This window comes from Streptacidiphilus sp. MAP12-33 (assembly GCF_041261265.1).
GTDB lineage: Bacteria > Actinomycetota > Actinomycetes > Streptomycetales > Streptomycetaceae > Streptacidiphilus.
Genome location: NZ_JBGCCA010000032.1, coordinates 1 through 25,397, shown reverse-complemented (window position 1 = coordinate 25,397; position 25,397 = coordinate 1). Strand labels below are relative to the sequence as shown.

The following is a 25,397-nucleotide window of genomic DNA, read 5'->3' as shown; positions in this document are numbered from 1 at the left end:
CCGGCACCGGCCGTGAGGTCCGGGGGCCGGGGCGGCGTCGGCGGGGGGTGTCGATGGCGGGGACCACATCGGATGCGGGCGGGGTGGGGGGACCACCCCTGATCGTCGTGCTGGCGGACCGGCAGTACCTGTTCCCGGTGGGCAGCGTCGTGCGGATCGGGCGCAATCCCGAGCTGGACGTGGTGTCGACCAGCCCACTGGTCTCGCGTGCCTGTCACGCGGTCATCACCGTGGACGCGCACGGTGCCACGTACGTGGACCAGTCGCGGCGCGGCACCTTCCTGCGCGGCAAGCCGCTGCGAAGACCCTTGCGGATCACCGAGTCGGTGGAGCTGCGTCTCGGTGACCCGGTGACCGGCGAGGTCCTCGGTGTCACACCTCCGCTGGGCTCGCACCAGCTGGAGCGGAACCGGCGCCGGCGGCTCGTGGCGCGGCGCGGGAGGGTGGCCGGGCTCGCGCTCGGCGTGGTGGGTTTCGTCGCCGCCGTCCTGACCGTGCTGCTGATGCCCGCCGGGGCGAAGCCGAACACCGCCGCGCACCCGAGCGTGAGCCCTACGGCGACCACCGCGCCGCTCGCCCGGGCCGAGGCCGCGACCGTCCGGTTACGCCTGGGGCCGGCGGACGGCTCCACGGGGTGGGGTTCGGGGACCGTCGTCGACCCGCACGGGCTGATCCTCACCAACGCGCACGTCGCCCAGCCGCAGGCGCCGGGTCAGGCCGTGGCGCTGGGGATGCCGGGCTACCAGCTGTCTGCCGACCCGCCCTATCTGACCGTCGAGATGACCACCGGCCAGTCCACCCCGGCCGTCGCCCGCTACCGGGCCAGAGCGGTGGCCGTGGACGGCTACCTCGACCTCGCCGTCGTCCAGGTCTACGCCGACGCGGCGGGCAGGCCCGTGGACCCGAAGAGCCTCCACCTGACCGCACTGACCATCGGGGACTCGGGCACGCTCCAACTCGACCAGCCCGTGACCGTGCTGGGCTTTCCAGGGGTCGCGGAGTCGGACTCGCTCACCGTCACCAGCGGCGTGCTGTCCACCTTCGTGCCCGACCCGCTGCACCATGTGGCGGACCCGCGCTTCGAGTTGGAGACCACCGCGCGGGTCGCCCACGGCAACTCCGGTGGAGCGGCCGTCGACGCGGGCGGGCGGCTGATCGGCGTGCCGAGCCTGGAGGTGACCGGGCAGGGCGTGGACGTGTCATGGCGGCTGCGGGCCGCCCAGTTGGCGCGGCCGCTGCTCGCCGCCGCGCGGGCCGGGCGGCCCTACACCTCGACGCTGCTGGTCCAACGGGCGCCCGGCATGCGGGTCGTGGGCTACGGCTCCGGTTCGAGCGCCGACCAGGCCTGCGGCACGGGCGCCTCGGCCGCACTCGGCGGGGCCGTCCCGTCCGAACTGTGGGTGGGCGTGCGCTACAGCGGCTTTCCGGCCGGGGTGGACCTCGCGGTCGGCGTCCGGTTGCCGGGAAGCAACGACTTCGGGGCGGGCGGTCCGCTGCCGGAGGAGACCGCCAAGGGCCCGGACGGCTGCGTCGCCGTGGCCGTCGACCCGGGCGCGTTCGGCCTGGCGGCCCTGCCGTCCGGCCCGTACCAGGCACAGCTCCTCGCCGGACCGGATCTCGATCCGGTGGGGGGAACCGCCCAGATCCGCGTCGGGGGGTGACGCACCGTGAGGCAGCGTGAGGAGAAGGGAAGAGGGCGATGAACCAGGCTCCCAACGGACCGGACGACGAGGTACGGGAGGCGCTGGCGGCCGCGGTCGGCTCCTACGGGCCCGCCGTGCTCGGCAACGCGCAGATGCTCGGCAACATCCTGACCGACCTGCTGCCGGACCATCCGCGCGAACGCAGTCTGCTGGTCGCCGCGGCTGAGGCGGAGGCCGCGACGCTGCTCCAGGAGCAGGTGGGACAGCAGCGTCTGGACACGGGCACGGCCGTGGCACTGACCTCCCGCACCCTGATGGAGCGCCGCGCCCTGGACCCGGCGGCGGCGCGCTGGGTCACCACCGCCTACGCGACGGCGCTCGGCTACCACCCGCCCCCGGTCGCGCCCCCGGCACCGGCCGACGTGCCTCCGGCTGACGCCGTCCCGGGCGCGGGGCCGGTGGGTGACGCGACGCCGTACGTGCCGACCCAGCCGATGTCCTCGCTGCCGCAGCCGACACCGGTGCGGCATCCGCCGATCCCCGACGCACCGACGCTGATCGCCCCGCCCGGAGCCGGTTCCGGCTCCGTCCCGCCGGCCGGCTCCTCCTGGCCACCGGCGCCGCCCGGGCCGCCGCCTGGAGCGCAACCCGGACCGGGCAGCTACGGCTCGCCGCTGCCGGGCTTCGGCGCACCTCCGGGCGGCGGGCAGGGCGTCCCGCCGCAGGGCTTCGGCCCGCCCGGCAGCGCTTCCTACCCCAACACGGCGTTCGGCGGTGCGTCGGCCGGGAACCCGCCACCGTTCGGGTACTCCACGGGTGCGGGCGGCGGCGGCCCGAAGAAACGTCCGGCGGCGCTGATCGTCGCCGCCGCGGCCGTGGCGGCCCTGCTCGTCTACCTGGCACTCGCCGGGGCCACCCACCTGCCGCCGTTCCAGGCCGCAGCCGCCCACCCGACGCACTCGCCGAGCCCGGCGCCCACCACGCCGTCACCGTCCCCGACGCCGACCACCCCGACCCCCAGCCCGTCCCCGACCGGGCCCGTGCTGGCCGACGGCATCACGCCGCTGATGGACATCCTGTCCACCGCGTTGCCCGACCCGGCGACGCAGTGCCAGACGCACGATCCGAGCCAGGACAAGTTCACCTCGGTCGGCCTGGTGTCGGCCTACTACTGCACCGACACCAACCTCCCCGGCGGCGGCATCTGGGCCTACCAGCTGGACACCGCGACCGACTACCAGGCCACCTGGGTCAACTACAACAAGTGGTGGGGCTTCAGCACCTCCTCGGCGGGCAGTGCCTGCCCGCCCGGCAGCGGCTCGTCCGGCGGCCTGAACGGCTGGCACGACAACGCGGCCGGCTACCCGGACCGCTCCGGGCAGGTGCTGGAGTGCCAGATGGTCGGCACCAGCGGCGGCACGAACAACCAGCCCTCCTACACGTGGTCGCTGCCGACGCAGAACACGTTCTTCGTGGCGGAGGGGGCGAAGGGCACCAGCTGGTCGGCCCTGAACGACTGGTGGGCCAAGTACGCCCCGCCGCAGCCGGCCTCCGCCGCCTCGCCCACCTCCTCGTGACGGGAGGCGACCGATCGCCATGACGGCCCACGACACCCCGACCCTGCGGATGCCGGGCGGCGGGATCTCCCGCCGCCCGCTCCACCTGATCCTCCTCGCCGACTGCTCCGGCGGCATGAAGGGGGAGAAGATCCAGGCGCTCAACTACGCCATCGCCGACATGCTGGCGCAGCTGGCCATCTGGGACCGCGCCCAGGAGCAGGCCCAGGTGTTCGTGCGGGCGGTGGCCTTCGCGACCGAGGCGGTCTGGCACATCCCCGAACCCACCCCCGTCGTCGACCTGCGCTGGCGCCCGTTGCAGCCGGTCCCGCGCGGGCTGACGAACATGGGCACGGCGTTCCAGCTGGTCGCTGAGGCGCTGGCACCCGGCCGCATCGAACGCCGGGCGCTGCGGCCCGCGCTGCTGCTCATCACGGACGGCCTGGCCACGGATCCACCCGGCCGCTTCGAGACGGGCCTCAACGCGCTGTTGGCCACCCCGGCGGGACGCGGCGCGCTGCGGCTGTCCGTCGCGATCGGGCGCGACGCGCGGTCAGAGGCGTTGAACCGGTTCATCGGTGACCCCTCGGTTCCGGTCCTGGTGGCCGACAGCACGTCCGACATCTCCGACCGGCTGGTGGTGGCCTCGCTCGCGGTCTCCCGCATGTCCGAGGCCGGCGCGGACCGCGCCGCCCTCGCCGACCGCCTCTTCGGCCACGGCGGTCCGGGCGACTCCGTCTTCGGCCAGGACACGATCATCTGAGCGGCGCGGCCGTTGGGGGGAGTGCGACCGGCCCAAGGAAGAAGGGTTGACCATGACCGGCTGGGAGGTCGTGACGGCCGTCGCGCGGGGGGCCGTGCACGCCGCGCGGGGTGCCGTCGCGCAGGACGCGGCGCGCGGCGCGCGGGGCGTGGACGGGTGCACGGTGGTGGCCGTGGCGGACGGGCACGGGCACGCCTCGCACTTCCGCAGCGACGTGGGCGCCGTGCTCGCCGTCGACGCCGCCTGCTCGCAGGGCCTGCGGCGGCTGCCGGACCTCCTCCGCGCGGACGCGGAAAGGCCGCAGCGCGCGGTGCGGCAGGTGTTCGTGCCGCTGCTCGTCGAGCACTGGCGCGCGGCCGTCGCCGGGCACCTGGCCCAACAGCCGTACGAGCGGCCGGTGGAGGAGCCACTGATCCCCTACGGCAGCACCCTGCTGATGGCCGCCGCCTGTCCGCCGTGGCTGCTGTGCCTGCAGATCGGCGACGGTGACCTGCTCGTGGTCCGGCCGGACGGCACCTCCTTCGCGCCCGTGCCGCCGGACGCCGCGCTGGACGGGCGGCGGACCACGAGCCTGTGCCAGGCCGACGCGGCGGCCTCGATCCGCCTCGCGGTCGTCGATCTGCGGCGCGAGGACGTCGCGTTGGCGTTGCTGGCCACCGACGGGTACGGCAACGCCCAGCGCGAGGACGACTGGCAGCCGACCGTCGGCGCCGACCTCGCCGAACTCGCCGCCGGGCACGGGCGGGACTGGTTCGCCGCCCAGCTGCCGCTCTGGGCCGAGCTGTGCGCCTCGGGCGCGGGCAGTGGCGACGACACCTCGATCGCGCTGCTGCTGCACCGGGGGGTGGGCTCGTGGACCCGCTGATCGCCCCGGGGCAGCGGCTGCGGCTGCTCGGCAGTGGTGCCACCGTGACGGTGGGGCGCCGGATCGGCGCGGGCGGGCAGGGGGTGGTGCACGTCGTCGCACTGGGGGAGGCGTCGTTCGCGGTCAAGTGGTTCCGGCCGAGTCTGCGCCAGGAGGGGTTCCGCGCCTGTATCGAGGCGCTGGTGCGGCGCGGCCGCCCGCCGCACGGCGCGTTCGTGTGGCCGATCGACCTGGTGGAGGCGGCGGACGCCGGGCCCGAGGGCTTCGGGTACCTGATGCGGCTGGTCGAGCCGCGCTTCGTGCCGATCCCGCAGGTGCTCAACGAGCGCCAGCAGCCGTCCTTCCGGGTGCTGGCGACGATCGGGCGCGAACTCGTGGAGGCGATGGCCGCGTTGCACGCGACGGGGCTCTGCTACCGGGACTTCAGCTTCGGCAACGTCTGGGTGGATCCGGCGACCGCGCAGATCGCGGTGCTGGACAACGACAACATCGGCAGCGAGGGCGGCGAGGTCTTCGTCAAGGGGACGGGCCGGTTCATGGCGCCGGAGATCCTGCGCGACGAGGCGCTGCCCTCCACGGTGACGGACCTGCACTCCCTGGCCGTCCTGCTCTTCTTCGTGCTGGTGCACGGCCATCCGCTGCTGGGGGCACGGGTCGACTCCTCCTACACCTGGGAGGGGGGCGGTCACCTGACCGAACTGGAGCTGCTGCTGGAGCACTTCGGCCGCAGCCCGCTCTTCGTCTTCGACCCGGCCGACGCGGCGAACCGCCCGGTTCCGGGGGACCGGATGCTGGTGTGGTGGTCGCTCTACCCGGAGTTCGTACGCCAGGTCTTCACCCGCGCCTTCACGGTCGGGCTGCGGGACGCGAGCCTGGGCGGCCGCGTCACCGAGGGGGTGTGGCGGCGGGCGCTGCTGCGGCTGCACGACAGCGTCTGGGCCTGCCCGCGCTGCGGCGCGGAGGTGTTCCACGACCCCGACCGCCCCGGCAGCCCCTGCTGGGCCTGCCGACTGCCGCTGCCCGTCCCGCCGTTGCTGCACCTGCCGAACGGGCGCGAGCTCGTGCTGGGCGAGGGTGCGGAGGTGACCGACCATCACCTGGCGGGTGGGCGCGGTCAGCCGACGGTCCTCGGGCGGGTCGAGCCGCACCCGGGCCGCCCGGGGCGGGTGGTGCTGCGCAACGTCGGCGACCGGGCGTGGCGGGTGGCGCCGGACGGGGAGACGCTCAAGGCCGTCCACCCCGGCCAGCGGCTCGGGGTGCGGCCGATGGGCGTGGACTTCGGCCCGGCACGCGGCTGGATCACGGCCGGTGAGGCCTGACGCGAGGCGCGTCGGTCAGGGTGGCGGTCAGCTCGGCGGGCGGCGCACCAGGTGCGCGAAGACCACCACGTTGCCCAGGTAGCCCTGCCCGGCCCGGTAGCCGCCGCCGCAGGTGATCAGCCGCAAGGCGGCCAGCGGCGTCGGACCGTAGACCTGGTTGTCGGGGAAGTGGTCCTTGTCGAAGACCCGGACCTGGTCGACCAGGAACACCGCCGTGCGCCGGTCGGCGCGGACCACGTCCACGGTGTCGCCGCGGGAGAGCGAGCCGAGGGCGTAGAAGACGGCGGGTCCGTGCGCGTTGTCCACGTGGCCCGCGATGATCGCGGGCCCGGCGCTGCCGGGGGCGGTGCCGTCCGCGTACCAGCCGGCGAGGTTCCTGCGGCCCTCCGGCGGCGGGACCAGCCGCCCGGCGCGGTCCAGGGAGAGGGAGGCCAGCGGCGCGTCGACCCCGATGGAGGGGATGCGCACCCGCAACGGCGTCGCGGCCGGCAGCGGGGGAGCGGGACGGTCCTGGTCCGCGTACCAGTAGACGCCGTTGGCGTTGTCGGCCGCGCTCGCGTCCGGCTGCGGCGGGCCGCCGCCGAGCCCACGGCCGGCGATCACCAGGCCGAGGACCAGGACGGCGCGCGCCACCGACCGCCTGCTACCGAGCATCCACCCCTCCTTCGTGCGGCGGTCTCAGTTCGCGCCGCCGCGACGGCGGCTCAGGAACAGGGCGCCGCCGGCGAGCCCGGCCAGGCCCAGGCCCACGGCCACCTGCGTGGTGCTGCCCGGGTCGATGCTGCCGCCGACACCGGTGTGGACGGGACCGTGCGGGTGGCGGTTGTCGTCGTGACGGCCGTCGTCGTGGCGGCTGTGGACCTCGACCTCGCCGCGGAAGGTGGACAGCGAGGTGTTGGACTCCTTGCAGGCGCCGGAGACGCTGTAGGAGCCCGGTTTGACGTCCGAGCTGATCGTCGCCGCCCCGGAGAAGAAGCCCGGCTGGCCGGGCATCGGGTGGACCCGGACCGCCGTCACGAAGGCCATCGAGGAGACGAGCGTGGGGTCCGGCGTGCCGAAGAAGGAGGCGCTGCAGTTGACCACCAGGCCCACGGTGCGGCCGGGGGTCACGTTCTCCGGACTGATGGAGATGTCCGCGCCGTTCACCCCGTTCGCGGGCACGGCGGGCTTCACGGGCGAGGCGGGCGTCCCGGAGGATGCGACGGCGGCCGGGGCGAGAGCGAGTATCGGGGCGCAGGCCAGCGCGAGGGCGGCACCGGCGGACACGGCGAGCGGGGGGATCCTGTGCGGCATGCGGAGCATCCGGCACCTCCGGGCGTCGGGTGCGGACCTCGGGCGCCGGGCCCGGGGTGCGGGGGGACACACCGCGACTGTCTCGACCGGGAGTGTCACCGTCCGTATGCGTCTTGTAGCGTTCCGGTCATACAATTAATTCGAAAGAAGTAGTGGTGGGGGGTGGGGGTCGACCGGTTTACTCTCCCTCATGACCTCTCTTGATCATGGCGGCATTGTCGCGCGCGCGGCGGACCTGGTGACCGCGAACTACGTCTTCCCCGGAATCGGCGAGAAGATCGCGGCCGATCTGCGCGCCGCCGCCGCGGCCGGCCGGTACGCCGCCGCCGAGGGTCCCGAGGAGCTCGGCCGACTGGTCACCGAGGACCTGCAGGCCGCCAACGGCGACAAGCACCTGCGCCTGGCCTTCCACGCGGAGGTCGTCCCGGACGGCAAGGACGCCGCCGCCGAGCAGATGTTCCTCAAGCGCGCCGCCGAGTCCTGCGGCGGCGTGCCGCGCTTCGAGCTGCTGGAGGGCGGTGTCGCGGTCGTCGAGTTCGCGCCGATGCTGTTCCCGCTCGCGCTCTCCGCCGACTCCGTCACCGCCGTGATGACCCTCGCGGCGCAGGCCCGCGGCCTGATCCTGGACCTGCGCGGCAACCTGGGCGGTGACCCGTACACGGCGCAGTACGTCTGCAGCTACCTCTTCGACGAGCCGACGCACCTCAACACCCAGTTCTGGCGGGACGGCGACGCGGGCGACACGGAGGAGCAGTCCTGGACCCTGCCGCACGTCCCCGGTCGCCGGCTCGGCCGGGACAAGCCCGTCGCCGTGCTGACCAGCGGCCGCACCTTCTCGGGCGGCGAGGAACTCACCTACAACCTCCAGCAGTCCGGCCGCGCCGTCGTCGTCGGCGAGCGCACGGGCGGCGGCGCCCACCCGCGCAACGGCTGGACGCTCCACCCGCACCTGGAACTGACCGTCCCGGTGGGCCGTTCGGTCAACCCCACCAGCGGCACCAGCTGGGAGGGCGTGGGCATCGCCCCGGACATCGACGTCCCGGCGGAGCAGGCGCTGGAGCGCGCCGTGCAGGAGCTACTCGCCCGGCTCGGCTGACCGGGCAGGGCGGGGCTGACCGAGTACGGCGGGGCTGACCGAGCAGGGCGGGGCTGACCGGGTACGGCGGGGGAACAACCGCGGCGGTTCGGCGGTTCGCTCGATCATGAAGGCAATCGTGTACGAGCGCAGCGGTGGTTCCGACGTCCTCGCCCTGGTCGACGACCGCCCGGTCCCGGAGCCGGGCCCGGGCGAGGTCCGGGTCAAGGTGGCCCTGTCCGGGGTCAACCCGACCGACTGGAAGGCCCGTTCGGGCGGTGGCTTCGGTGCCGGCGCCCGGCAGGTGCCGAACCAGGACGGCGCCGGCGTCGTGGACGCGGTCGGCGCGGGCGTGGACGCGGCACGGATCGGCGAGCGCGTGTGGATCTGGGAGGCCGCCTGGCAGCGTCCCGACGGCACGGCGCAGGAGTACGTCGTGCTCCCGGCCCGCCAGGCCGTCGCCCTGCCCGGGCACGCCTCCCTGGAGCTCGGTGCGAGCCTCGGCATCCCCGCGATGACCGCGCACCGCGCGCTCACCCTCGGCGCGGACTTCCCCGCGCGGCTCGCGCCCGGCGCGCTGGCCGGCCGCACGGTGCTGGTCGCGGGCGGCGCGGGCGCGGTCGGCAACGCCGCGATCCAGCTCGCTCGCTGGGCGGGCGCGACGGTCCTCACCACCGTCAGCGGCCCCGAGAAGGCCGCGCTCGCACGGGCGGCCGGAGCCCACCACGTCGTGGACTACCGCGCGCAGGACGCCGCGACGGTGGTCCGGGCGACGGCACCCGACGGGGTCGACCTGGTCGTGGAGGTCGCCCCGACGGCCAACACCGCCCTGGACCTCGCGGTGCTCGCCCCCGGTGGCACCGTGGCCTTCTACGCGGACGGCAGCGGCCCGGAGCTGACGATCCCGGTGCGCGACTCGATGGTCCGCAACCTGCGGTGGCTCGGCATCCTCGTCTACACGATCCCGGACGCGGCCAAGCTGGACGCGGTCGCCGCGATCGGCGACGCGGTGGCGGCGGGCGCGCTCCGCGGCGGCGAGGACGCGGGCCTGCCCTGGCACCGCTTCCCGCTGGAGCGGACGGCCGAGGCCCACGACGCCGTCCAGAGCGGCACGGTGGGCAAGGTCCTGATCGAGCTGTAGTCGCGGGCACGTCAGGCGGCGCAGCCGCCAGGGGCGCGGGGCTCTGCCGATGTGCGGCTCCTCCCCAGCCTTCGGCTGGGAGGCGCCCCTGCGCCCATGTGGCGGAGGGCCGATCAGCAGGGCCTCGCGCCTCTGGCGGCTGCGCTCAGCCGAATTCCGCGTTGAAGCGCGACAGCAGCTGCGCCAGCGTCGCGAGATCGCCCTCCGCCCACGTCGACAGCCGCTCGTGGAAGGTCTCCCGGCGCTGCGCCCGCGCGGCGAGGACCCGGGTGACCCCCTCGGGCGTCAACTCCAGCAGGTGGGCGCGGCCGTCCTCCGGATCGGGGCGGCGGGTGACCAGGCCGAGTGTCTCCAGGCACGTCAGCTGTCGCCCCGCAGTCGCCTTGCCGATGTGGAAGTACGCGGCCAGCTCGCTCGGACGGCTCGCACCCGCCTCGTCCAGCCGGACCAGGAAGGCGTAGTGGCCGGGCTCCAGGCCCGGGTGGACGGCCTCGGCCAGCTCGTGGGAGAGAGCCCGCCCACGACGGAACAGCACACCGAGCTCCTGCTCGATCTCCTCGACAGCCCTGCTCACCGTGCCGCCCGCCTTCCGTCCTCGACCGCCGTCCCGTCCTGCGCCGTCAGCGCGTCGCGCCGACAGTATCCTGCGCGGACGCGGCGCCACCCGCCGCCACGGGGCCGGTGGAGCTCCGCAGCGGGACCTCCTTGATGAACAGGATCGCCAGCGTCGCCAGCGCCGCGAACGGCGCCGCGTAGAGGAAGACGTCCGCGATCCCGTGGCCGATCGACTCCTCGACGACGCCGCGCACCGGGACCGGCAGCGTCGACAGCTTCGGCACGCCGCCGTCGCCGGCCGCACCGTGAATGCCGAGCCTGGCCAGGCCGTCCTCGGTGTAACGGGTGACCTTCGTGGACATCAGCGAGCCGAGCGCGGAGACGCCCACCGCGCCGCCCAGGGTCCGCATGAACGCGACGGCCGCGCTGGCCGCGCCCATCTCCTCGGCGCGGACCTGGTTCTGCACCGACAGCACCAGGTTCTGCATCGTCATGCCGAGGCCGGAGCCGATCAGGAACATGTCCAGCGCCAGCAGCCAGTAGTCGGTGTGCGCGCGGACGGTGCCCATCAGGGCGACCCCGACGACGGTCAGCACCCCGCCGAGGACGAGGATCGCCTTCCAGCGGCCGGTTCGGGTGATGACCCGGCCGGACAGCATCGAGACCAGGGCGAGGCCGAGGATCATCGGCAGCGTCATGATGCCCGCCATCGTCGGCGAGTTGTCGCGGGCCAGCTGGAAGAACTGGCTGAGGAAGGTGGTGGCCGAGTACATGGCCACGCCGATCAGCAGCGAGGCGGTGACCGCCAGGGCGATCGTGCGGCTGCGGAACAGGTGCAGCGGAATGATCGGCTCGCTCGCCCGCCTCTCCGCGAGCAGGAACAGCACGCCGAGGAGCACCGCGCCGCCGACCATGACGGCGGTCTGCCAGGAGGCCCACGCGTACTTGTCTCCCGCGAAGGAGACCCAGACCAGCAGCAGCGAGACCGCGGCGGTGACCAGGCCGGCGCCCAGCCAGTCGACCTTCACCTCGCGCCGGGTGACCGGCAGGTGCAGCGTCTTCTGCAGCACGATCAGTGCGACGACCGCGAACGGCACGCCGACGTAGAAGCACCAGCGCCAGCCGAGCCAGGAGGTGTCCACGATCGCCCCGCCCACCAGCGGGCCGCCGATGGTGCCGAGGGCGAAGACGCCGCCCATGTAGCCGGAGTACCGGCCGCGCTCACGCGGCGGGACCATGGTGGCCAGGATCGTCTGGGTCAGCGCGGTGAGCGCGCCCGCGCCGATGCCCTGCACCGCACGCGCGGCGATCAGCATGCCCGCGCTCTGCGACAGGCCCGCGACGGCCGAGCCGACGACGTAGATCACCAGACCGATCTGGATCAGCAGCTTCTTGCTCATCAGGTCGGCGAGCTTGCCCCAGATCGGCGTGGAGACGGTCATCGCGAGCAGGGTCGCGGTGATCACCCAGGTGTAGGCGGTCTGGCTGGCGTGCAGGTCGGCGATGATCGTCGGCAGCGCGTTGGAGACGATCGTGGAGGACAGGATCGCGACGAACAGGCCCAGCAGCAGGCCGGTCAGCGACTCCATGATCTGGCGGTGGCTCATGGGCTGTCCGGCGGCCACGGGTTGGCGTCCCGAATGCTTGGACACGGCGGTCTTCTCTCTCACGCGTGGGTGGTCTTGCAGTGACTGCGTCCCAGCTGGGACTGGAAGCTGTGGTGGAGGCGACCCAGCAGGTCCGACAGCAGCGCGACGTCCTCGTCGCTCCACTCCTGCAGCACCGGCTCGATCGCCTCCGCGGCGCGGGCCATCGCGGCCTCGTGACGGCGGACGCCGTCGGGGGTGATCGCGAGCAGGGAGGACCGGCGGTCCTCGGGGTTCGGCCGCCGCTCGACGCAGCCCTCCGCGGTCAGGTCCGCGACGAGCCGGCTGACGACGGAGAGGTCGAGATCGGCCTCGTCGGCGAGGTCCCGCAGCCGGGACGGCCCCGTCCGGTGCAGGATCGCCAGCACCAGCACGCCGGCACTGCGCCCGCGCTCGCGCTCCGGGAGGTCGCGCTTGACGCGCCGGAGCAGCGCCTTGATCGCACCGAGGTTGCTCACGAGTCGGACCCGGTCGGCACGTGCGGAGGCGGTTGCCATGGGAACCCCTTTGATTGCCCAGGGCAACTATATGCCTATTGATTGGTTAAAGCAACTAGTTGCACTCACCGCGCCCCCAGCGGCTGCGTGGCTGCCCCCCAGTGGCTGCGCCGACCAGGGAGGTGCCTACTGCCCCAGGTGCAGGAAGGCCCGCTTCACCGCGTTGTCCAACGCCTCCCGCTCGTACGGCCACTCGCCCGCCGCCAGCGCCTCGTCGACCGGCACCCCCGCCGCGTGCAGCGCCCTGCACTGCGCCGCGACCGCGGCGATCGCGTCGCGCTGGGAGCGGACGAAGGACGCGTCCGTGGTCTCCCCGTGGCCGGGGACGTAGCGGGTGGCCGGGCCGGCGAGGGCGAGCGCCGCGTCGAGGGTGGGGGCCCATTCGAGCGGGAAGGAGTCGGGGCCGAAGGCCGGATCGCCGCTGACCTCCAGGAGGTCGCCCATCAGCAGCACGTCCGCGTCCGGGACGTGGAGGACCAGGTCACCGTCGGTGTGGCCGCGGCCGACCTGGCGCATCCGCACCACGCGCCCGTCGCCGAGGTCGAGGTCGTGCGCGCCGTGGACCGCGTTCTCGGGGACGTACTCCTCCAGCTCGGCCATCCTGGCCCGCCACTTCTCGCTCTTCGCGGTGACGGACGCCTTGAACGCCAGCGCCTCGGGGTCGGTCGCGGCACCGCGCAGCTCGGCGATCATCTCCGCGCTGCCCCAGAACTGCGCCGGCGGGACCTGCCGGGGCGCGGCGAACTCCGCGTTGCCCCAGACGTGGTCGAAGTGCACGTGGGTGTTGACGACCCAGCGCACCGGCGCGGCCGAGACCTCCCGCAGGTGCTCGCGCAGCTCCCGCGCCTCGGCGAGGCTGCACCGGGTGTCGACCACCATCAGGCCGTCCGCCCCGGCGACGGCCGTGACCGTCACGTCGCAGGGGTTGTAGCGGCGTTGGAAGACCCGGTCCGCGACCTCGGCCCAGCCGTCCGTCGCGTCGGTCATGTCTGTTCCCCCTCGACCACAGGAAAGCGCTTCGGCGCCACTGTAGCGAGGACGATCACCGCGAGAGCGGCTGCTGCCGCCGCGCCGAGGTAGACGTGGCCGACGGCGCTCGCGAGGGCGTGGCGCAGGTAGTCCGTGGCCGCACCGCTCAGGCCGCCGTCGTGGAGCAGCGCGGAGGCGGTCTTGTCCAGGCCCTGCGGCAGCGCGCCGCGCAGGGAGGCGGGGGCGGAGTGGAGGCGGCCGGTCAGCGTCGCGTTGGCGATCACCGCGAAGAGCACGCCGCCCACGCTCTGGCCGACCTGGCGGCAGAACAGGACGGAGGCGGTCGCGGTGCCGCGCTCGTGCCAGGGCACGCTGCCCTGCACGCCGATGATCAGCGGCAGCTGGAACAGTCCGAGCCCGGCGCCGAGCAGCAGCATCAGCAGCGCGGGCTGCCAGGCAGGGCCGCGGTAGGGGAGGAGCGGGAAGACGGCCAGCAGCAGCGTGCCGACGACCGCGCCGATCAGCGCGGTGTTCCGGAAGCCGATCCGGCGGTAGACGCGGTTGGAGAGCGCGGCCGATATCGGCCAGCTGATCGTCCAGACCGAGAGGACGAAGCCCGCTGCCACGGGGGAGAGGCCGAGCACCGACTGCGCGTACGTCGGCAGGAAGACCATCGGGGCGATCATCAGCACGCCGAGAAATCCCAGTGCCAGGCTGACCCCGGCGATCACGCGCCGCCGCCAGACCCACCCCGGCATGATCGGCTCCTCGGCGCGGCGCTCCTGCAGGAAGGTCGCGACGCCCGCCGCGACCGAGCCGGCGAAGCAGGCGAGGCTCGGCGCGGAGAGCCACGGCCAGGCGACGCCGCCCTGCACCAGGGCGAAGAGCAGCAGGCCGGTGGTCAGGAACAGGCCGACCGCGCCCGCCCAGTCGATCCGGGCCCGCTTGCGCCGGTCCACCTGGGCCTCGCGCAGGTGGCGCTGGATCAGCACCAGCGCGAAGATCCCGACGGGGAGGTTGATCAGGAAGATCCAGCGCCAGCTGGCGTAGCCGGCCAGCAGGCCGCCGACGGCCGGGCCGAGGACGGCGGACGCGGCCCACACCGTGGAGAGCGCCGCCTGGATCTTCGGACGGCGCTCCAGCGGGTAGAGGTCGGCGGCGAGAGTCTGCACCGTCCCCTGGATCGCGCCGCCGCCCAGCCCCTGCACCAGCCGGAACGCGATCAGCGCGCCCATCGACCAGGCGCCCGCGCACAGCAGTGAGCCGATCAGGAAGACCGTCGACCCGATCAGCAGCACCGGCTTGCGCCCGCGCGCGTCGGCGAGCCTGCCGTAGATCGGCAGGGTGACGGTGACCGCGAGCAGGTAGCCGGAGAAGAGCCAGGAGAAGTAGCTGAAGCCGCCGAGTTCGCCGACGATCTGCGGCACGGCGGTCGACACGCAGGCGGAGTCGAGGGCGACGAGCGCCATCGAGAGCATCAGCGCCGCGACGACGAGCCGGCGGCGGGCCGCCACGGTTCCGTCGGCCGCGGTTCCCTCGGCCGCGGTTCCCTCGGCCACGGGGCTTTCGGCCGCGGGGCTTTCGAGCACGGGGCTCTCGGCCCCGGCGTCCGCGGGGCCGGGCGGCGTGGGCCCGCCGCTGTCGCAGTGCGGGCCCCCGCCGGAGCCTGCCGCTCTGCCGGTGTCGCCGCCTCTCCCCGTCCCGTCCCCTACGGCCATGGCCGATCACTCTCCCCTGCGTCCACTCACCCGCCGCGCCGGAACCACACTCTCACGGGGTGGTTCCGGCGCGGCCAGCGGTTTTCCGGTCGGAAGGGACGTTCTCGGGCGTGCTGACGGGCCGTCATGCTGTGGTGTGGGTCACTCCACGGGAGCCCGCTGGGCGCCGATCTGCGCCCAGCCCTCCGGTACGACATCCTCCGAGACGACGTCGGCGCCCGCGGTCGCCTCCGCGGCGACCGCGTAGTCCGGGACCGGGGCGGACCGCTCGCGGCGGATCGTGCGGCGCAGTCGCGACCCCAGCCGCTGCAGCGGCCCGGTCAGCAGGCGGCCGACGACGACCACGGCGCCGCCCGCGACGCAGTCGAGCAGGTAGTGGTTGGCGGTGCCCATCACCACGACCAGGATCAGCGCGGGGTAGAGCAGGCCGAGGACGCGGACCCAGCGGCGCCGTGCGTGGCGGTGGATCAGCAGGCCGCACCAGAGCGCCCAGCCGAAGTGCAGGCTGGGGAACGCGGCGAAGTCGTTCGTCATCGCCCCGAGGCCCTGCGGCGCACTGCCGCTGCCGCCCCACCAGCCGATGTCGGAGTGCTGGGCCATGATGTCGAGGAAGCCGTCGGGGTCGGTCAGCAGGCGCGGCGGGGCGGTCGGGAAGAAGACGAAGCCGACCAGCCCGAGGGCCGTGGCCAGCACCAGCCAGGTGCGGGCGTAGGCGTAGTGGGCGCGGCGGCTGCGGAACATCCAGACCAGCACCAGCGGCGTGATCGCGTAGTGGAGGCTGGCGTAGACGAAGTCCGCCGGGACGCCGAGCCAGGCGTGCTCGGAGAAGAGGCGGTTGAGCCAGTGCTCGGGCTCGGCGTGCAGGTGGCGCTCGGTGCGCAGCAGCATCTCGCCGTGCTCGCGGGCCACGGACTCCTTTCCGTGCACCAGCAGGCGGCTTCCGTCGTAAGCTGCGTACACGAGCAGTACGAGTTCCAGGCCCCACTGGCGGGGCTTCCAGCGCGCCATGCGTCGTAGCAGGCCCCGCCGGCCGGGATCGGGCGGCAGCCGCGATGGCGGGTTCTGCGGGTCGGCCGGGGGGGTGGAGTCGTCGGCGGTGCCGACCTCGCCCTGGGCCACGGTGCCTGCCATAAGTCGAGTTCCCCCCGCGTGTTCACCTGATGGACACCGCCTACCGTACGCCGTACGTTAGGTGCTCGCGCAACCCGGCCCCCGGATCGGGCAGACTGGCAGAACCATGAACCACTTCGCCCTGCCCGGCGGCGCCGGAATCGATCTTGCTCGCTTTCCCGTCGACGCACGCGACCGCCTCCGCGCCTGGGATGCGTCCGACGACTATCTGCTGCAGCACTTGGCTGACGCCGAAGTGGCACTCGATCGTTCCCCGGACGGTTCCGCGGGGAGCCTGGTGATCCTCGGCGACCGCTGGGGAGCGCTCGCCACCGCCCTGTCCGCGCACGCGCCGGTGCAGATCACCGACTCCTGGCTCGCGCAGCGGGCGACCGCGGCCAACCTCGCCCGCAACGGACGCCCGGCGGACGCGGTGCGACTGCTCTCCAGCCGGGACCGGCCCCCGGCGCGGGTGGACGTGCTGCTGGTGCGGGTTCCGAAGAGCCTCGCGCTGCTGGAGGACCAGCTGCTGCGGCTCGCCCCGGCCGTCCACCCGGGCACGGTGGTGGTCGGCACCGGCATGGTGACCGAGATCCACACCTCGACGCTGGAACTGTTCGAGCGCGTCCTCGGCCCGACGCGCACCTCACTGGCCCGCCGCAAGGCCCGGCTGATCTTCTGCACGCCCGACCCGGACGTCCTCGCCGCCCGCCCGGCGAATCCGTGGCCCCAGCAGTACCCGTTCCCCTCGGACGTCCCCGGCGCGGGCGCGCTGCTGGCCGGCCGGACCGTCACCAACCACGCGGGCATCTTCTCGGCCGAACGGCTGGACATCGGCACCCGCTTCTTCCTGGAGCACCTGCCCACCCCGGCCGACGGGCACCACGTGGTGGACCTCGGCTGCGGCAACGGCGTCCTCGGCCTGGCCGCCGCCCTGGCCGCGCCCGGCGCGGAGCTGACCTTCCTCGACGAGTCCTTCGGTGCGGTCGCCTCCGCCGAACAGACCTTCCGCGCCAACGCGGACCCCGCCACCAAGGCCCATTTCACCGTCGCGGACGGCGCGAGCGGCCTGGCCCCCGGCTCGGTGGACCTGGTCCTCAACAACCCGCCCTTCCACAGCTACCAGGCCGCCACGGACGCCACCGCCCACCGCATGTTCGCCGACGCCAAGCGCGCCCTGCGCCAGGGCGGCGAGCTGTGGGTCGTCGGCAACCGGCATCTGGGCTACCACGTCCGACTGGACCGCGTCTTCGGCAACTGCCGCACGGTCGTGGGCAATCCCAAGTTCGTCGTGCTGCGGGCGGTCAAGCGCTGACAGTCACCGCTCACAGGTACTGACTGTGTGTCATGTGCCGGTTATCCTCGGGCGTGTGGGGGCCGGAGGAGGGGAGCGCGGTGGGCGCCTTGCTGCTCGGGTGCGAGGCCGAGGATCTGATGCGGTTGCGGGTGGCCATCTCCCCGCTGCGCAACCTCGTCGACGCCCTGCACGATGGTCCGCGCGCCGACGGCGGTGTGTCGCGGGCGCGTTGGTGGAACGACGTGCGGCGCAACGTGCCCGCCAGGGCGCTGCCGCTGGTGGAGATGATCAACGCGCATCCACGGTTCGTGCCCCTGCCGCTGGTGCCGCTCGCTGCGGGTGAGGAGCTGTCCACCGAGCTGGACGCGCTGGAGGCGACCGCGCCCGAACGGATCGGCGCCGAGGTCGAGCTGTACCTGACCCGGGCCCGCCTGCCGAAGGCGCCGGGTGAGCTGCTGCGCCTGCAGGACGGCGGCCGCCGGGAGGTTCGGCAGCTGGCCGAGGCGCTGCGCGCGGTGTTCGACGTGGCCCTCGCGGAGAGCTGGCCGACGATGCGCGCAGTGCTGCGGCGCGACGTCGCGGGGCTGCGGCAGCGGGCGGACCTGCTGGGCCTCGGGCCGGCGGTCGGCTCGCTGCACGACGGGGTCCACTGGAGTGGTCCCGAGCGGGCGCTGGAGGTGCGGCTGCCGGGCTTCCCCGGCGAGTCCCGGGTGGAGCTGGGCGGGCGCGGCCTGGTGCTGATGCCCAGCCTGTTCGGGCTGGACCAGGCCCTGCCGATCCTCGATCCGAGCCGTCAGCCGACGCTGAACTATCCGGTGCGGGTCGCCTCGGCCCCTCGACGCGACGACGGGGGCGCCGGTGACGGCCTGGCCGCGCTGATCGGCGCGGGCCGGGCCCGCGCGCTGCGTGCCATCGGCGCGGTCGGCGCCGGTTGCACCACCGGGGAGCTGGCCGGCCGACTCGGGGTGAGCGCGCCGACCGCCTCGCAGCACGCGCTCGCGCTGCGCAACGCGGACCTGATCGCCACCGTGCGCGAGGGCCGGCGGGTGCGGCACCTGCTCACCGACCTCGGCGACGCGCTGCTGTGTGCGAACCCGGCCGGGCGGGTGGGCGCGCGGGCCCGGAGCTTTAGGCCCTCCGCCTAAAGGCTGGCATCCGTGGTCATCACGGTGTCACGCTGCTGCCGCATCCTCTCGGAGCCTTGTGACGGCGTCCGGAGGCGGGGTCCGGCACCGGGGACCGGATCCCGTCTCCGCGGCGCGCTCGGGATTCCCTGGGCCGCGAGGTCGATTCCGGGGGCTCTCGGTCGACGCTCAGGTGGCAGGCGGGAACGCACCCGTCGCCGCCCACTTTGGAGCCGACCATGCCGCGTTACCTTTCGCTGATCCGCATCGACGAGCAGGACAGCCCCCGTGCCTTCGCCTCGCCCGAGTCCCAGCAGGCCATCGGCGCGCTGTTCAAGGAGATCACCGAGGCGGGCGTGATGCTGGAGACCGCCGGGCTGACCCCGACCGCCGCCGGCGCCACCGTCACCTGGGCGGGCGGAAAGCTGTCCGTCACCGACGGCCCGTTCGCGGAGGCCAAGGAGGTGGTCGGCGGCTACGCCCTGATGCAGTGCCGGGACCGCGCCGAGGCGCTGGAGTGGACGCGGCGCTTCCTCTCCTGCCATGACGCGGGCGTCACGGTCACCGCGGAGGTGCGGGAGATCAAGGAGGGGTAGGCCGAGGGGCAGGCGGGCCCCGCCGGTATTGGACGAGGTGTCACCCTCTGATCCATGATCGACACGGTCGGCGACGTGACCGCCCGACCAGCTTCGTCCGATACCCCGGGGGACCACCGTGACCAGCACCGCACCGCAACCGCCCTACCGGCTCGACGTCCACGGCACCGACCAGCACGGCGAGAACGCCGCCCTGCGCGAACGCGGGCCGGTGGCCCGGGTGGAGCTGCCGGGCGGGATAGCCGCCTGGGCCGTCACCGGGCACGACGAACTCCAGTCCCTGCTCGGCGACCCGCGCGTGGGCAAGAACCCGGGCAACTGGCGGGCCCTGCAGGAGGGGCAGGTGCCCGAGGGCTGGCCGCTGCTCGGAATGATCACGATTCCGGGCATGACCTCGGCCGACGGTGAGGACCACCGGCGGCTGCGCAGTCTGGTCAGCCAGGGTTTCACCCCGCGCCGGGTGGAGGCGCTGCGGCCGCACGTCGAGGCGGTCGTGGCGGAGCTGCTGCGGCACCTGGAGCGGCTCGCGCCCGGCCCGGTGGACCTGCGGGAGCACTTCGCCTATCCGCTGCCGATGCGGGTGATCGGCGAACTGCTGGGCATCCCCGAGGAGTTGCGTGACGAGCTGCACGCGCACTCGGGGGTGCTGGTGCGCAGCTCCGCGACCGCGCAGGAGGCCGTCGCGGCCCAGCGCGGCATGGTCGCGCTGCTCGGCCGGGTCGCCGCGGAGCGGCGGGCCAACCCCGGCGACGACCTGACCAGCGATCTGCTCGCCGCGCGCGAGGCCGACGACCGGCTGAGCGAGCAGGAGGTCGTCGGCACCATGATGCTGATGTTCATCGCGGGCCACGCGACCACGCTGAACCTGATCACGAACGCGGTCCGCGCGCTGACCGCCTTCCCCGAGCAGCGCGACGCGGCCGTGGCGGGCACGGTCGCGTGGTCGGCGGTGGTCGAGGAGACGCTGCGCTACGACTCGCCGGTCGCGCACTTCCCGATGCGCTTCGCCCTGGACGACATCGAGATCGGCGACGTCGTGATCAAGCGTGGCGACGGCATCCTCGCCTCCTACGCCGCCGTCGGCCGCGACCCGCGCCGGCACGAGGACGCGGACCGCTTCGACGCCACCCGCACGCCCAACCGGCACCTCGCCCTGGGCCACGGCCTGCACTTCTGCCTGGGCGCGCCGCTGGCCCGGCTGGAGGCGGAGGTGGCGCTGCGCGAGCTCTACGGCCGCTTCCCGGGCCTTGCGGCCGTGGGGGAGACGACCCCGATCGCCTCGTTCGTCAGCAACAGCGTGCAGGCCCTGCCGGTGGCACTCAAGGGCTGAGCTCGCGGGTTGATCGCACGGGCTGAGGTTGCGGACTGAGCTCGCGGGCGCCGGGGTGACGGAGGTCTCGCGGACGCGGTTTTGCACCTTGTTGCATAACCGCGTCCGCGGCCCCTACCGTGGTGGCGACACCGGACGTGTGACCGGACGTGTGCGAGGAGACGCCGTGACCGCCTACCCCCACCTGCTGAGCCCCCTGGACCTGGGCTTCACCACCCTGCCCAACCGGGTGCTGATGGGCTCCCTGCACGTCGGCCTGGAGGAGGCCCCGGACGGCTTCGCGCGGATGGCCGAGTTCTACGCCACCCGCGTGCGCGGCGGCGTCGGCCTCATCGTCACCGGCGGCATCTCCCCGAACGACGCCGGACGCCCCTTCGAGGGCGGTGCCAAGATGAGCACCGAGGCGGAGGCCGCCCAGCACCGCGTCATCACCGACGCCGTCCACGCGGCCGGTGGGAAGATCGCCATGCAGATCCTCCACTTCGGCCGCTACGCCTACCACCCGCAGCTGGTCGCCCCGAGCGCGATCCAGGCGCCGATCAGCCCCTTCGTGCCGAACGAGCTCAGCGACGCAGAGGTCGAGCAGACGGTGGAGGACTTCGTCCGCGCCGCCGAGCTGGCCAAGCTGGCCGGCTACGACGGCGTCGAGATCATGGGCTCCGAGGGCTACCTGATCAACGAGTTCATCGCGGCGCCGACGAACCACCGCACCGACCGCTGGGGCGGCAGCTACGAGAACCGGATGCGCTTCCCCGTCGAGATCGTGCGCCGGGTGCGCGAGCGCGTCGGCACCGACTTCATCATCGTCTACCGCCTCTCCATGCTGGACCTGGTGCCCGGCGGCTCGACCTTCGGGGAGGTCGTCGAACTCGGCAAGGCCGTCGAGGCGGCCGGGGCGACCATCATCAACACCGGCATCGGCTGGCACGAGGCGCGCATCCCCACCATCGCCACCTCCGTGCCGCGCGGCGCCTACACCTGGGTGACGAAGAAGCTGATGGGCCAGGTGTCCGTTCCGCTGGTCACCAGCAACCGCATCAACACCCCCGAGCTGGCCGAGGAGCTGCTCGCCTCGGGCGTCGCCGACATGGTCTCCATGGCCCGCCCGCTGCTGGCCGACCCGGAGTTCGTCAACAAGGCCGCCGCGGGCACCCCGCAGGGCATCAACACCTGCATCGGCTGCAACCAGGCCTGCCTGGACCACACCTTCAGCCTCAAGATCGCCTCCTGCCTGGTCAACCCGCGCGCCTGCCACGAGACCGAGCTGGTGCTCTCGCCGACCCGGCTGCGCAAGCGCGTCGCCGTCGTCGGCGCCGGTCCGGCGGGCCTGGCCTGCGCCGTCTCCGCAGCCGAGCGCGGCCACGCGGTCACCCTCTTCGACGCCGCCGACGCCGTCGGCGGCCAGCTCAACCTCGCCCGCCGCGTGCCCGGCAAGGAGGAGTTCGACGAGACGCTGCGCTACTTCCGCCACCAGCTCGACACCTTGGGCGTGGAGGTGAGGCTCTCCACCCGCGTCGACGCGGACTTCCTGACGGCGGCGGGCTACGACGAGGTCGTCGTGGCCACCGGCGTCACCCCGCGCACCCCGGAGATCGACGGCGTCGACCACGCCAGCGTCGTCAGCTACGTGGACGTGCTGAACGGCTCCGCGACGGTCGGCGAGCGCGTGGCCGTCCTCGGTGCGGGCGGCATCGGCTTCGACGTCGCGGAGTTCCTCACCGACCCGGGTGAGCAGGCGAGCCTGGACCCGGCCGTCTTCTTCGCCCAGTGGGGCGTCGACACCGCGCACACGACGCCCGGCGGCCTCACCGCCCCGGTCCGCAGCGCGTCCCCGCGTCGCGTGACGCTGCTTCAGCGCAAGACCAGCAAGCCGGGCGCGGGACTGGGCAAGACCACCGGCTGGATCCACCGCGCGGAGCTGAAGCACCGCGGCGTCGAGACCGTCGCGGGCGCCACCTATCGGCGCATCGACGACGCCGGCCTGCACATCGCCGTCGACGGCGCGGACCGGCTGATCGAGGTCGACACCGTCGTCCTGTGCACCGGCCAGGAGCCCCAGCGCGCGCTCCACACGGAGCTGCTGGACCGCGGCGTCAAGGCCCACCTGATCGGCGGCGCGGAGATAGCGGCCGAGCTCGACGCCAAGCGCGCCATCGACCAGGGCACCCGCCTCGCCGCCACGCTCTGACCCTCGCCCTTCGGCTGCCTGGTACCGCCCGACCCTGGACAGGCACCGGCAGCCGGAGGCCGCGGTCCGTCACCAGTCGGCCACCCCGTAGTCCTTGAGGAAGACCCCGGCCACGGGGTGGCCCGCCTCGCCCCGCACGATCGGGTCGTAGACCCGGGCCGCGCCGTCGACGACGTCCAGTGGGGGCCGGAAGCCGCGGGCCGCCTCGTAGGCCTTCTTGGGCGCCGGGTTCTCGTCGGTGATCCAACCCGTGTCCACGGCGCACATGTGGACGCCCTCGCGGGCCAGCTCCTCGGCGCTGGTGCGGGTCAGCATGTTGAGCGCGGCTTTGGCCATGTTGGTGTGGGGATGCCGGGCCGTCTTGTTGCGCACCGCGAACCGGCCCTCCACGGCCGTGACGTTGACGATGTAGCGCGCCGGATGCGGAGAGGCCAGCAGCAGCGGTAGCAGGCGGTCGCAGAGCAGTGCCGGGGCGACGGAGTTGACCAGCTGCGTCTCCAGCACCTCGGCCGGGTCCAGCGCACCGAGCCGGACCGACCAGGAGTTCTCGGCCGCGAGGTCGGGCAGGAGCCCGGCCTCGTCGGTCTGCGGCAGTGACGACGGCAGTGGCGCGGACGGGCCGGGGTGGTGCCGCCCGGACTCCAGCCCGGCCGTGGGCCAGGCCGGTGACAGCGCCGGCATGGGCCGGAACCCGGGCGCCGGACGCAGCCGCGCGCGCAGCGCGTCCGGCAGCGGTGCCAGCTCCTGCTCCGCCAGCCGCGCGTAGGACTCCGGCGGCCGACGCAGCGTCTGCGCCGCGTTGTTGACCAGGATGTCCAGCGGCCGCCCCTCGGTGCGCAGTTGCTCGCAGAGGCCGAGCACCTGGCGCGGGTCGCGCAGGTCGATCCCGACGACGGTCAGCCGGTCCAGCCACGCGTCGCTGCTCGGCGCGGCCTGGAAGCGGCGCAGGGTGTCGTGCGGGAAGCGGCTGGTCACGATCAGCTCGGCGCCGTCGCGCAGCAGCATCAGCGCCAGCTGGAAGCCGATCTTCACCCGGCCACCGGTCAGCAGCACGCGCCGCCCGGTCAGGTCGGTGCTCAGGCCGCGGCGCGTGGCGTTGTCGGCCGCGCAGGCGGGGCAGAGCAGATGGTAGAAGCCGTCGACCTGTCGGTACGGCGACTTGCAGACGTAGCAGAGCCGGGGCTTGACGAACTCACCGACGGAGCCCGGACGCTGCGGCAGCGCCAACGGCGCGTCCTCGCGCCGATCCGCGGCTCCCATGACGGTCGCCCCCGCCAGCGCTGCGTCGGCCTCCCGACGTTCGGCCCGCAGTTGCCGACGCCGGCCGTTGCGCCCTTGCCAGACGAAGGACGCGGCCAGGTCCTCCGCCTGCCTGCGTCGCACGTCGGCGGGAGGAAGCGCGCACAGGCGACCCACCAGCCGCTCGTAGGTGGCGAATTCCTCGTCCGAGATACCGAATGACTGTGTGTCCTGCACCGCCCAACCCCCAACTCTCCTGGTGGAACCCCTGAAACGCACGTCAGCCTAGTGGCGGCCGAGCGCGCACATCGAACGGATTTTCGCGGCATCACGGCCTCGACGCGGGAGGGGCACGATGCCGGACGAACTGACGGTGCAGGGTCTGCGCTCCCTCCTGCACCTGCTGCCTCCGGCCGAGGCAGCGCTCATCCGCGAGCGGCTCGGTGTCCCGGCGAGCGGCCCCGTCGGGCCGACGAGCACGCACCACGAGGGCCGCACGCCGCGCGAACCGCCGGGGCTGCGCAGCGATGTCCTCGGCGCCGAGCGAACTGCGGGGGACCCGACGGCAGGCGAACTCGTCCATCGGCTTCGGTCCGCGCGAGGGCGGCGCCGACTGGTCAGGGCGCGCGCGGTGGTCGGTCAACTGCGGAGCGCGGACTGGCCGGTGGTCGTCCGAGCCCATGCGGCAGGGCCACTGCCGGGCATCGGCCGCTGGGCGCCGGCGGAACGCCTCGACTGCCCGGGGGAGTTGCGGGGGCCGGATTGGAACCGGCGTGTCCGCCTCAGCCGGGCGCGCGCCTGCCGCTGCGCTGCGCCCGGGCAGTGGCCGTCGTCCTGACGCCCGGCCGCTTGATCGTACGACGAACCCCGCGTCCCGGGGTGGGGCGCGGGGTCCGGTGGTGCGGTGGGGTGAGGGGGGTCAGCCCTTGCGGGCGTTGATCTCGTCGGTGAGCTGCGGCAGGACGGCGAACAGGTCGCCGACGACGCCGTAGTCGGCGAGCTCGAAGATCGGCGCCTCGGGGTCCTTGTTGACCGCGACGATGGTCTTGGAGGTCTGCATGCCCGCACGGTGCTGGATCGCGCCGGAGATCCCGTTGGCGATGTACAGCTGCGGGGAGACCTGCTTGCCGGTCTGCCCGACCTGGTTGGAGTGCGGGTACCAGCCGGCGTCGACCGCGGCACGCGAGGCACCCACGGCCGCGCCGAGGGAGTCCGCGAGGGCCTCGACCACACCGAAGCCCTCGGCCGCACCCACCCCACGCCCACCGGAGACCACGATCGCGGCCTCGGTCAGCTCCGGACGACCCGACGAGACCCGCGGCGTCCGCGAGGTGACCCTCGTGCCCGACGCCAGCGGGGAGAACTCCACCGTCACGGCCTCGACCGCACCCGCGGCCGCGGCCGGCTCCGGCGAGGTCGCGTTCGGCTTCACGGTGATCACCGCGACGCCGCGCGAGACCCGCGACTGGACGG

General features: G+C 73.8%; 23 protein-coding genes. 13 read left to right on the top strand and 10 right to left on the bottom strand.

From position 1 onward, the window contains the following. Positions 1 to 83 precede the first annotated feature (83 nt). Genes ABH931_RS27985 through ABH931_RS27965 form a run of 5 tightly spaced genes read left to right on the top strand, consistent with a single transcriptional unit; the run spans position 84 to position 6,146 of the window. Positions 84 to 1,661, top strand: a complete 1,578-nt coding sequence (locus ABH931_RS27985) for a trypsin-like peptidase domain-containing protein (RefSeq protein WP_370118969.1) — start codon at positions 84 to 86, stop codon at positions 1,659 to 1,661. A 38-nt stretch (positions 1,662 to 1,699) separates the two neighbouring features. Beyond that, the gene (locus tag ABH931_RS27980; RefSeq protein ID WP_370118966.1) at positions 1,700 to 3,220 is read left to right on the top strand and encodes a hypothetical protein; all 1,521 of its coding nucleotides are present in this window, start codon (positions 1,700 to 1,702) and stop codon (positions 3,218 to 3,220) included. A gap of 19 nt (positions 3,221 to 3,239) precedes the next feature. Beyond that, positions 3,240 to 3,962 carry a VWA domain-containing protein gene (locus ABH931_RS27975; protein ID WP_370118963.1) on the top strand — a complete coding sequence of 241 codons (723 nt, stop codon included), beginning with the start codon at positions 3,240 to 3,242 and terminating at the stop codon, positions 3,960 to 3,962. A 52-nt stretch (positions 3,963 to 4,014) separates the two neighbouring features. Next, positions 4,015 to 4,827 (top strand): protein phosphatase 2C domain-containing protein, encoded by an 813-nt coding sequence (locus tag ABH931_RS27970; RefSeq protein ID WP_370118960.1) that lies wholly within the window; start codon positions 4,015 to 4,017, stop codon positions 4,825 to 4,827. After that, the gene (locus ABH931_RS27965) at positions 4,815 to 6,146 is read left to right on the top strand and encodes a hypothetical protein (RefSeq protein WP_370118957.1); all 1,332 of its coding nucleotides are present in this window, start codon (positions 4,815 to 4,817) and stop codon (positions 6,144 to 6,146) included. The genes ABH931_RS27970 and ABH931_RS27965 overlap by 13 nt, the downstream gene beginning before the upstream one ends. Positions 6,147 to 6,173: 27 nt before the next feature. Here the strand turns inward: ABH931_RS27965 and ABH931_RS27960 are convergent, their stop codons facing one another. After that, positions 6,174 to 6,800 (bottom strand): class F sortase, encoded by a 627-nt coding sequence (locus ABH931_RS27960; protein ID WP_370118955.1) that lies wholly within the window; start codon positions 6,798 to 6,800, stop codon positions 6,174 to 6,176. A gap of 24 nt (positions 6,801 to 6,824) precedes the next feature. Continuing rightward, complete coding sequence (locus ABH931_RS27955) at positions 6,825 to 7,439, bottom strand: hypothetical protein (protein ID WP_370118951.1); 615 nt, start codon at positions 7,437 to 7,439, stop codon at positions 6,825 to 6,827. Positions 7,440 to 7,629: 190 nt separating this feature from the next. On the opposite strand from ABH931_RS27955, the gene ABH931_RS27950 reads away from it, so the two are divergent. Then, positions 7,630 to 8,535 (top strand): S41 family peptidase, encoded by a 906-nt coding sequence (locus tag ABH931_RS27950; protein WP_370118948.1) that lies wholly within the window; start codon positions 7,630 to 7,632, stop codon positions 8,533 to 8,535. 106 nt (positions 8,536 to 8,641) lie between these two features. Beyond that, positions 8,642 to 9,655, top strand: a complete 1,014-nt coding sequence (locus ABH931_RS27945) for an NADPH:quinone reductase (RefSeq protein ID WP_370118945.1) — start codon at positions 8,642 to 8,644, stop codon at positions 9,653 to 9,655. 145 nt (positions 9,656 to 9,800) lie between these two features. On the opposite strand, the gene ABH931_RS27940 is transcribed toward ABH931_RS27945, so the two are convergent. The 6 genes from ABH931_RS27940 to ABH931_RS27915 all read right to left on the bottom strand — a co-directional run bounded on the left by ABH931_RS27940 (position 9,801) and on the right by ABH931_RS27915 (position 16,171). Further along, positions 9,801 to 10,229 (bottom strand): MarR family winged helix-turn-helix transcriptional regulator, encoded by a 429-nt coding sequence (locus ABH931_RS27940; RefSeq protein ID WP_370118942.1) that lies wholly within the window; start codon positions 10,227 to 10,229, stop codon positions 9,801 to 9,803. A 46-nt stretch (positions 10,230 to 10,275) separates the two neighbouring features. Next, positions 10,276 to 11,862: an MDR family MFS transporter gene (locus ABH931_RS27935; RefSeq protein WP_370118939.1), complete on the bottom strand. Its 1,587-nt coding sequence runs from the start codon at positions 11,860 to 11,862 to the stop codon at positions 10,276 to 10,278. 14 nt (positions 11,863 to 11,876) lie between these two features. Continuing rightward, on the bottom strand, positions 11,877 to 12,353 hold the full coding sequence (locus ABH931_RS27930) for a MarR family winged helix-turn-helix transcriptional regulator (RefSeq protein WP_370118936.1): 477 nt from the start codon (positions 12,351 to 12,353) through the stop codon (positions 11,877 to 11,879). 126 nt (positions 12,354 to 12,479) lie between these two features. Next, complete coding sequence (locus ABH931_RS27925) at positions 12,480 to 13,340, bottom strand: MBL fold metallo-hydrolase (RefSeq protein WP_370118933.1); 861 nt, start codon at positions 13,338 to 13,340, stop codon at positions 12,480 to 12,482. Continuing rightward, the gene (locus ABH931_RS27920) at positions 13,337 to 15,040 is read right to left on the bottom strand and encodes an MFS transporter (RefSeq protein WP_370118930.1); all 1,704 of its coding nucleotides are present in this window, start codon (positions 15,038 to 15,040) and stop codon (positions 13,337 to 13,339) included. The genes ABH931_RS27925 and ABH931_RS27920 overlap by 4 nt, the downstream gene beginning before the upstream one ends. A gap of 141 nt (positions 15,041 to 15,181) precedes the next feature. Beyond that, the gene (locus ABH931_RS27915) at positions 15,182 to 16,171 is read right to left on the bottom strand and encodes a phosphatase PAP2 family protein (protein WP_370118927.1); all 990 of its coding nucleotides are present in this window, start codon (positions 16,169 to 16,171) and stop codon (positions 15,182 to 15,184) included. A 106-nt stretch (positions 16,172 to 16,277) separates the two neighbouring features. On the opposite strand from ABH931_RS27915, the gene ABH931_RS27910 reads away from it, so the two are divergent. The 5 genes from ABH931_RS27910 (at position 16,278) to ABH931_RS27890 (ending at position 22,685) form a co-directional block, all read left to right on the top strand. Continuing rightward, positions 16,278 to 17,465 (top strand): methyltransferase, encoded by a 1,188-nt coding sequence (locus ABH931_RS27910; RefSeq protein WP_370118924.1) that lies wholly within the window; start codon positions 16,278 to 16,280, stop codon positions 17,463 to 17,465. A gap of 80 nt (positions 17,466 to 17,545) precedes the next feature. Next, a complete protein-coding gene (locus ABH931_RS27905) occupies positions 17,546 to 18,592 on the top strand; it encodes an ArsR/SmtB family transcription factor (RefSeq protein WP_370118921.1) in 1,047 nt (348 codons plus the stop codon). Positions 18,593 to 18,810: 218 nt separating this feature from the next. Beyond that, positions 18,811 to 19,167, top strand: a complete 357-nt coding sequence (locus ABH931_RS27900; protein ID WP_370118918.1) for a YciI family protein — start codon at positions 18,811 to 18,813, stop codon at positions 19,165 to 19,167. Positions 19,168 to 19,285: 118 nt separating this feature from the next. Continuing rightward, a complete protein-coding gene (locus ABH931_RS27895; protein WP_370118916.1) occupies positions 19,286 to 20,497 on the top strand; it encodes a cytochrome P450 in 1,212 nt (403 codons plus the stop codon). Positions 20,498 to 20,663: 166 nt separating this feature from the next. Then, positions 20,664 to 22,685: an FAD-dependent oxidoreductase gene (locus ABH931_RS27890; RefSeq protein WP_370118913.1), complete on the top strand. Its 2,022-nt coding sequence runs from the start codon at positions 20,664 to 20,666 to the stop codon at positions 22,683 to 22,685. Positions 22,686 to 22,754: 69 nt separating this feature from the next. Here the strand turns inward: ABH931_RS27890 and ABH931_RS27885 are convergent, their stop codons facing one another. Beyond that, positions 22,755 to 24,161: an SDR family NAD(P)-dependent oxidoreductase gene (locus ABH931_RS27885; protein WP_370118910.1), complete on the bottom strand. Its 1,407-nt coding sequence runs from the start codon at positions 24,159 to 24,161 to the stop codon at positions 22,755 to 22,757. Positions 24,162 to 24,279: 118 nt separating this feature from the next. Between ABH931_RS27885 and ABH931_RS27880 the strand changes: the two genes are divergently transcribed. After that, entirely contained in the window at positions 24,280 to 24,762 is a 483-nt protein-coding gene (locus ABH931_RS27880; protein WP_370118907.1) for a hypothetical protein, read from the top strand. Positions 24,763 to 24,843: 81 nt separating this feature from the next. Here ABH931_RS27880 and ABH931_RS27875 read toward each other — a convergent pair. Further along, on the bottom strand, positions 24,844 to 25,397 hold a 554-nt coding region (locus ABH931_RS27875), incomplete at its 5' end, for an electron transfer flavoprotein subunit alpha/FixB family protein (protein WP_370118904.1).

What these genes read in the sequence shown, in the direction of transcription:
- ABH931_RS27950 (WP_370118948.1), top strand. Translation starts at nt 7,630, where the DNA reads ATGACCTCTCTTGATCATGGCGGCATTGTCGCGCGCGCGGCGGACCTG.
- ABH931_RS27960 (WP_370118955.1), bottom strand. Translation starts at nt 6,800, where the DNA reads ATGCTCGGTAGCAGGCGGTCGGTGGCGCGCGCCGTCCTGGTCCTCGGC.
- ABH931_RS27900 (WP_370118918.1), top strand. Translation starts at nt 18,811, where the DNA reads ATGCCGCGTTACCTTTCGCTGATCCGCATCGACGAGCAGGACAGCCCC.
- ABH931_RS27915 (WP_370118927.1), bottom strand. Translation starts at nt 16,171, where the DNA reads ATGGCAGGCACCGTGGCCCAGGGCGAGGTCGGCACCGCCGACGACTCC.
- ABH931_RS27970 (WP_370118960.1), top strand. Translation starts at nt 4,015, where the DNA reads ATGACCGGCTGGGAGGTCGTGACGGCCGTCGCGCGGGGGGCCGTGCAC.
- ABH931_RS27945 (WP_370118945.1), top strand. Translation starts at nt 8,642, where the DNA reads ATGAAGGCAATCGTGTACGAGCGCAGCGGTGGTTCCGACGTCCTCGCC.
- ABH931_RS27880 (WP_370118907.1), top strand. Translation starts at nt 24,280, where the DNA reads ATGCCGGACGAACTGACGGTGCAGGGTCTGCGCTCCCTCCTGCACCTG.
- ABH931_RS27980 (WP_370118966.1), top strand. Translation starts at nt 1,700, where the DNA reads ATGAACCAGGCTCCCAACGGACCGGACGACGAGGTACGGGAGGCGCTG.
- ABH931_RS27925 (WP_370118933.1), bottom strand. Translation starts at nt 13,340, where the DNA reads ATGACCGACGCGACGGACGGCTGGGCCGAGGTCGCGGACCGGGTCTTC.
- ABH931_RS27930 (WP_370118936.1), bottom strand. Translation starts at nt 12,353, where the DNA reads ATGGCAACCGCCTCCGCACGTGCCGACCGGGTCCGACTCGTGAGCAAC.
- ABH931_RS27920 (WP_370118930.1), bottom strand. Translation starts at nt 15,040, where the DNA reads ATGGCCGTAGGGGACGGGACGGGGAGAGGCGGCGACACCGGCAGAGCG.
- ABH931_RS27975 (WP_370118963.1), top strand. Translation starts at nt 3,240, where the DNA reads ATGACGGCCCACGACACCCCGACCCTGCGGATGCCGGGCGGCGGGATC.
- ABH931_RS27955 (WP_370118951.1), bottom strand. Translation starts at nt 7,439, where the DNA reads ATGCCGCACAGGATCCCCCCGCTCGCCGTGTCCGCCGGTGCCGCCCTC.
- ABH931_RS27910 (WP_370118924.1), top strand. Translation starts at nt 16,278, where the DNA reads ATGAACCACTTCGCCCTGCCCGGCGGCGCCGGAATCGATCTTGCTCGC.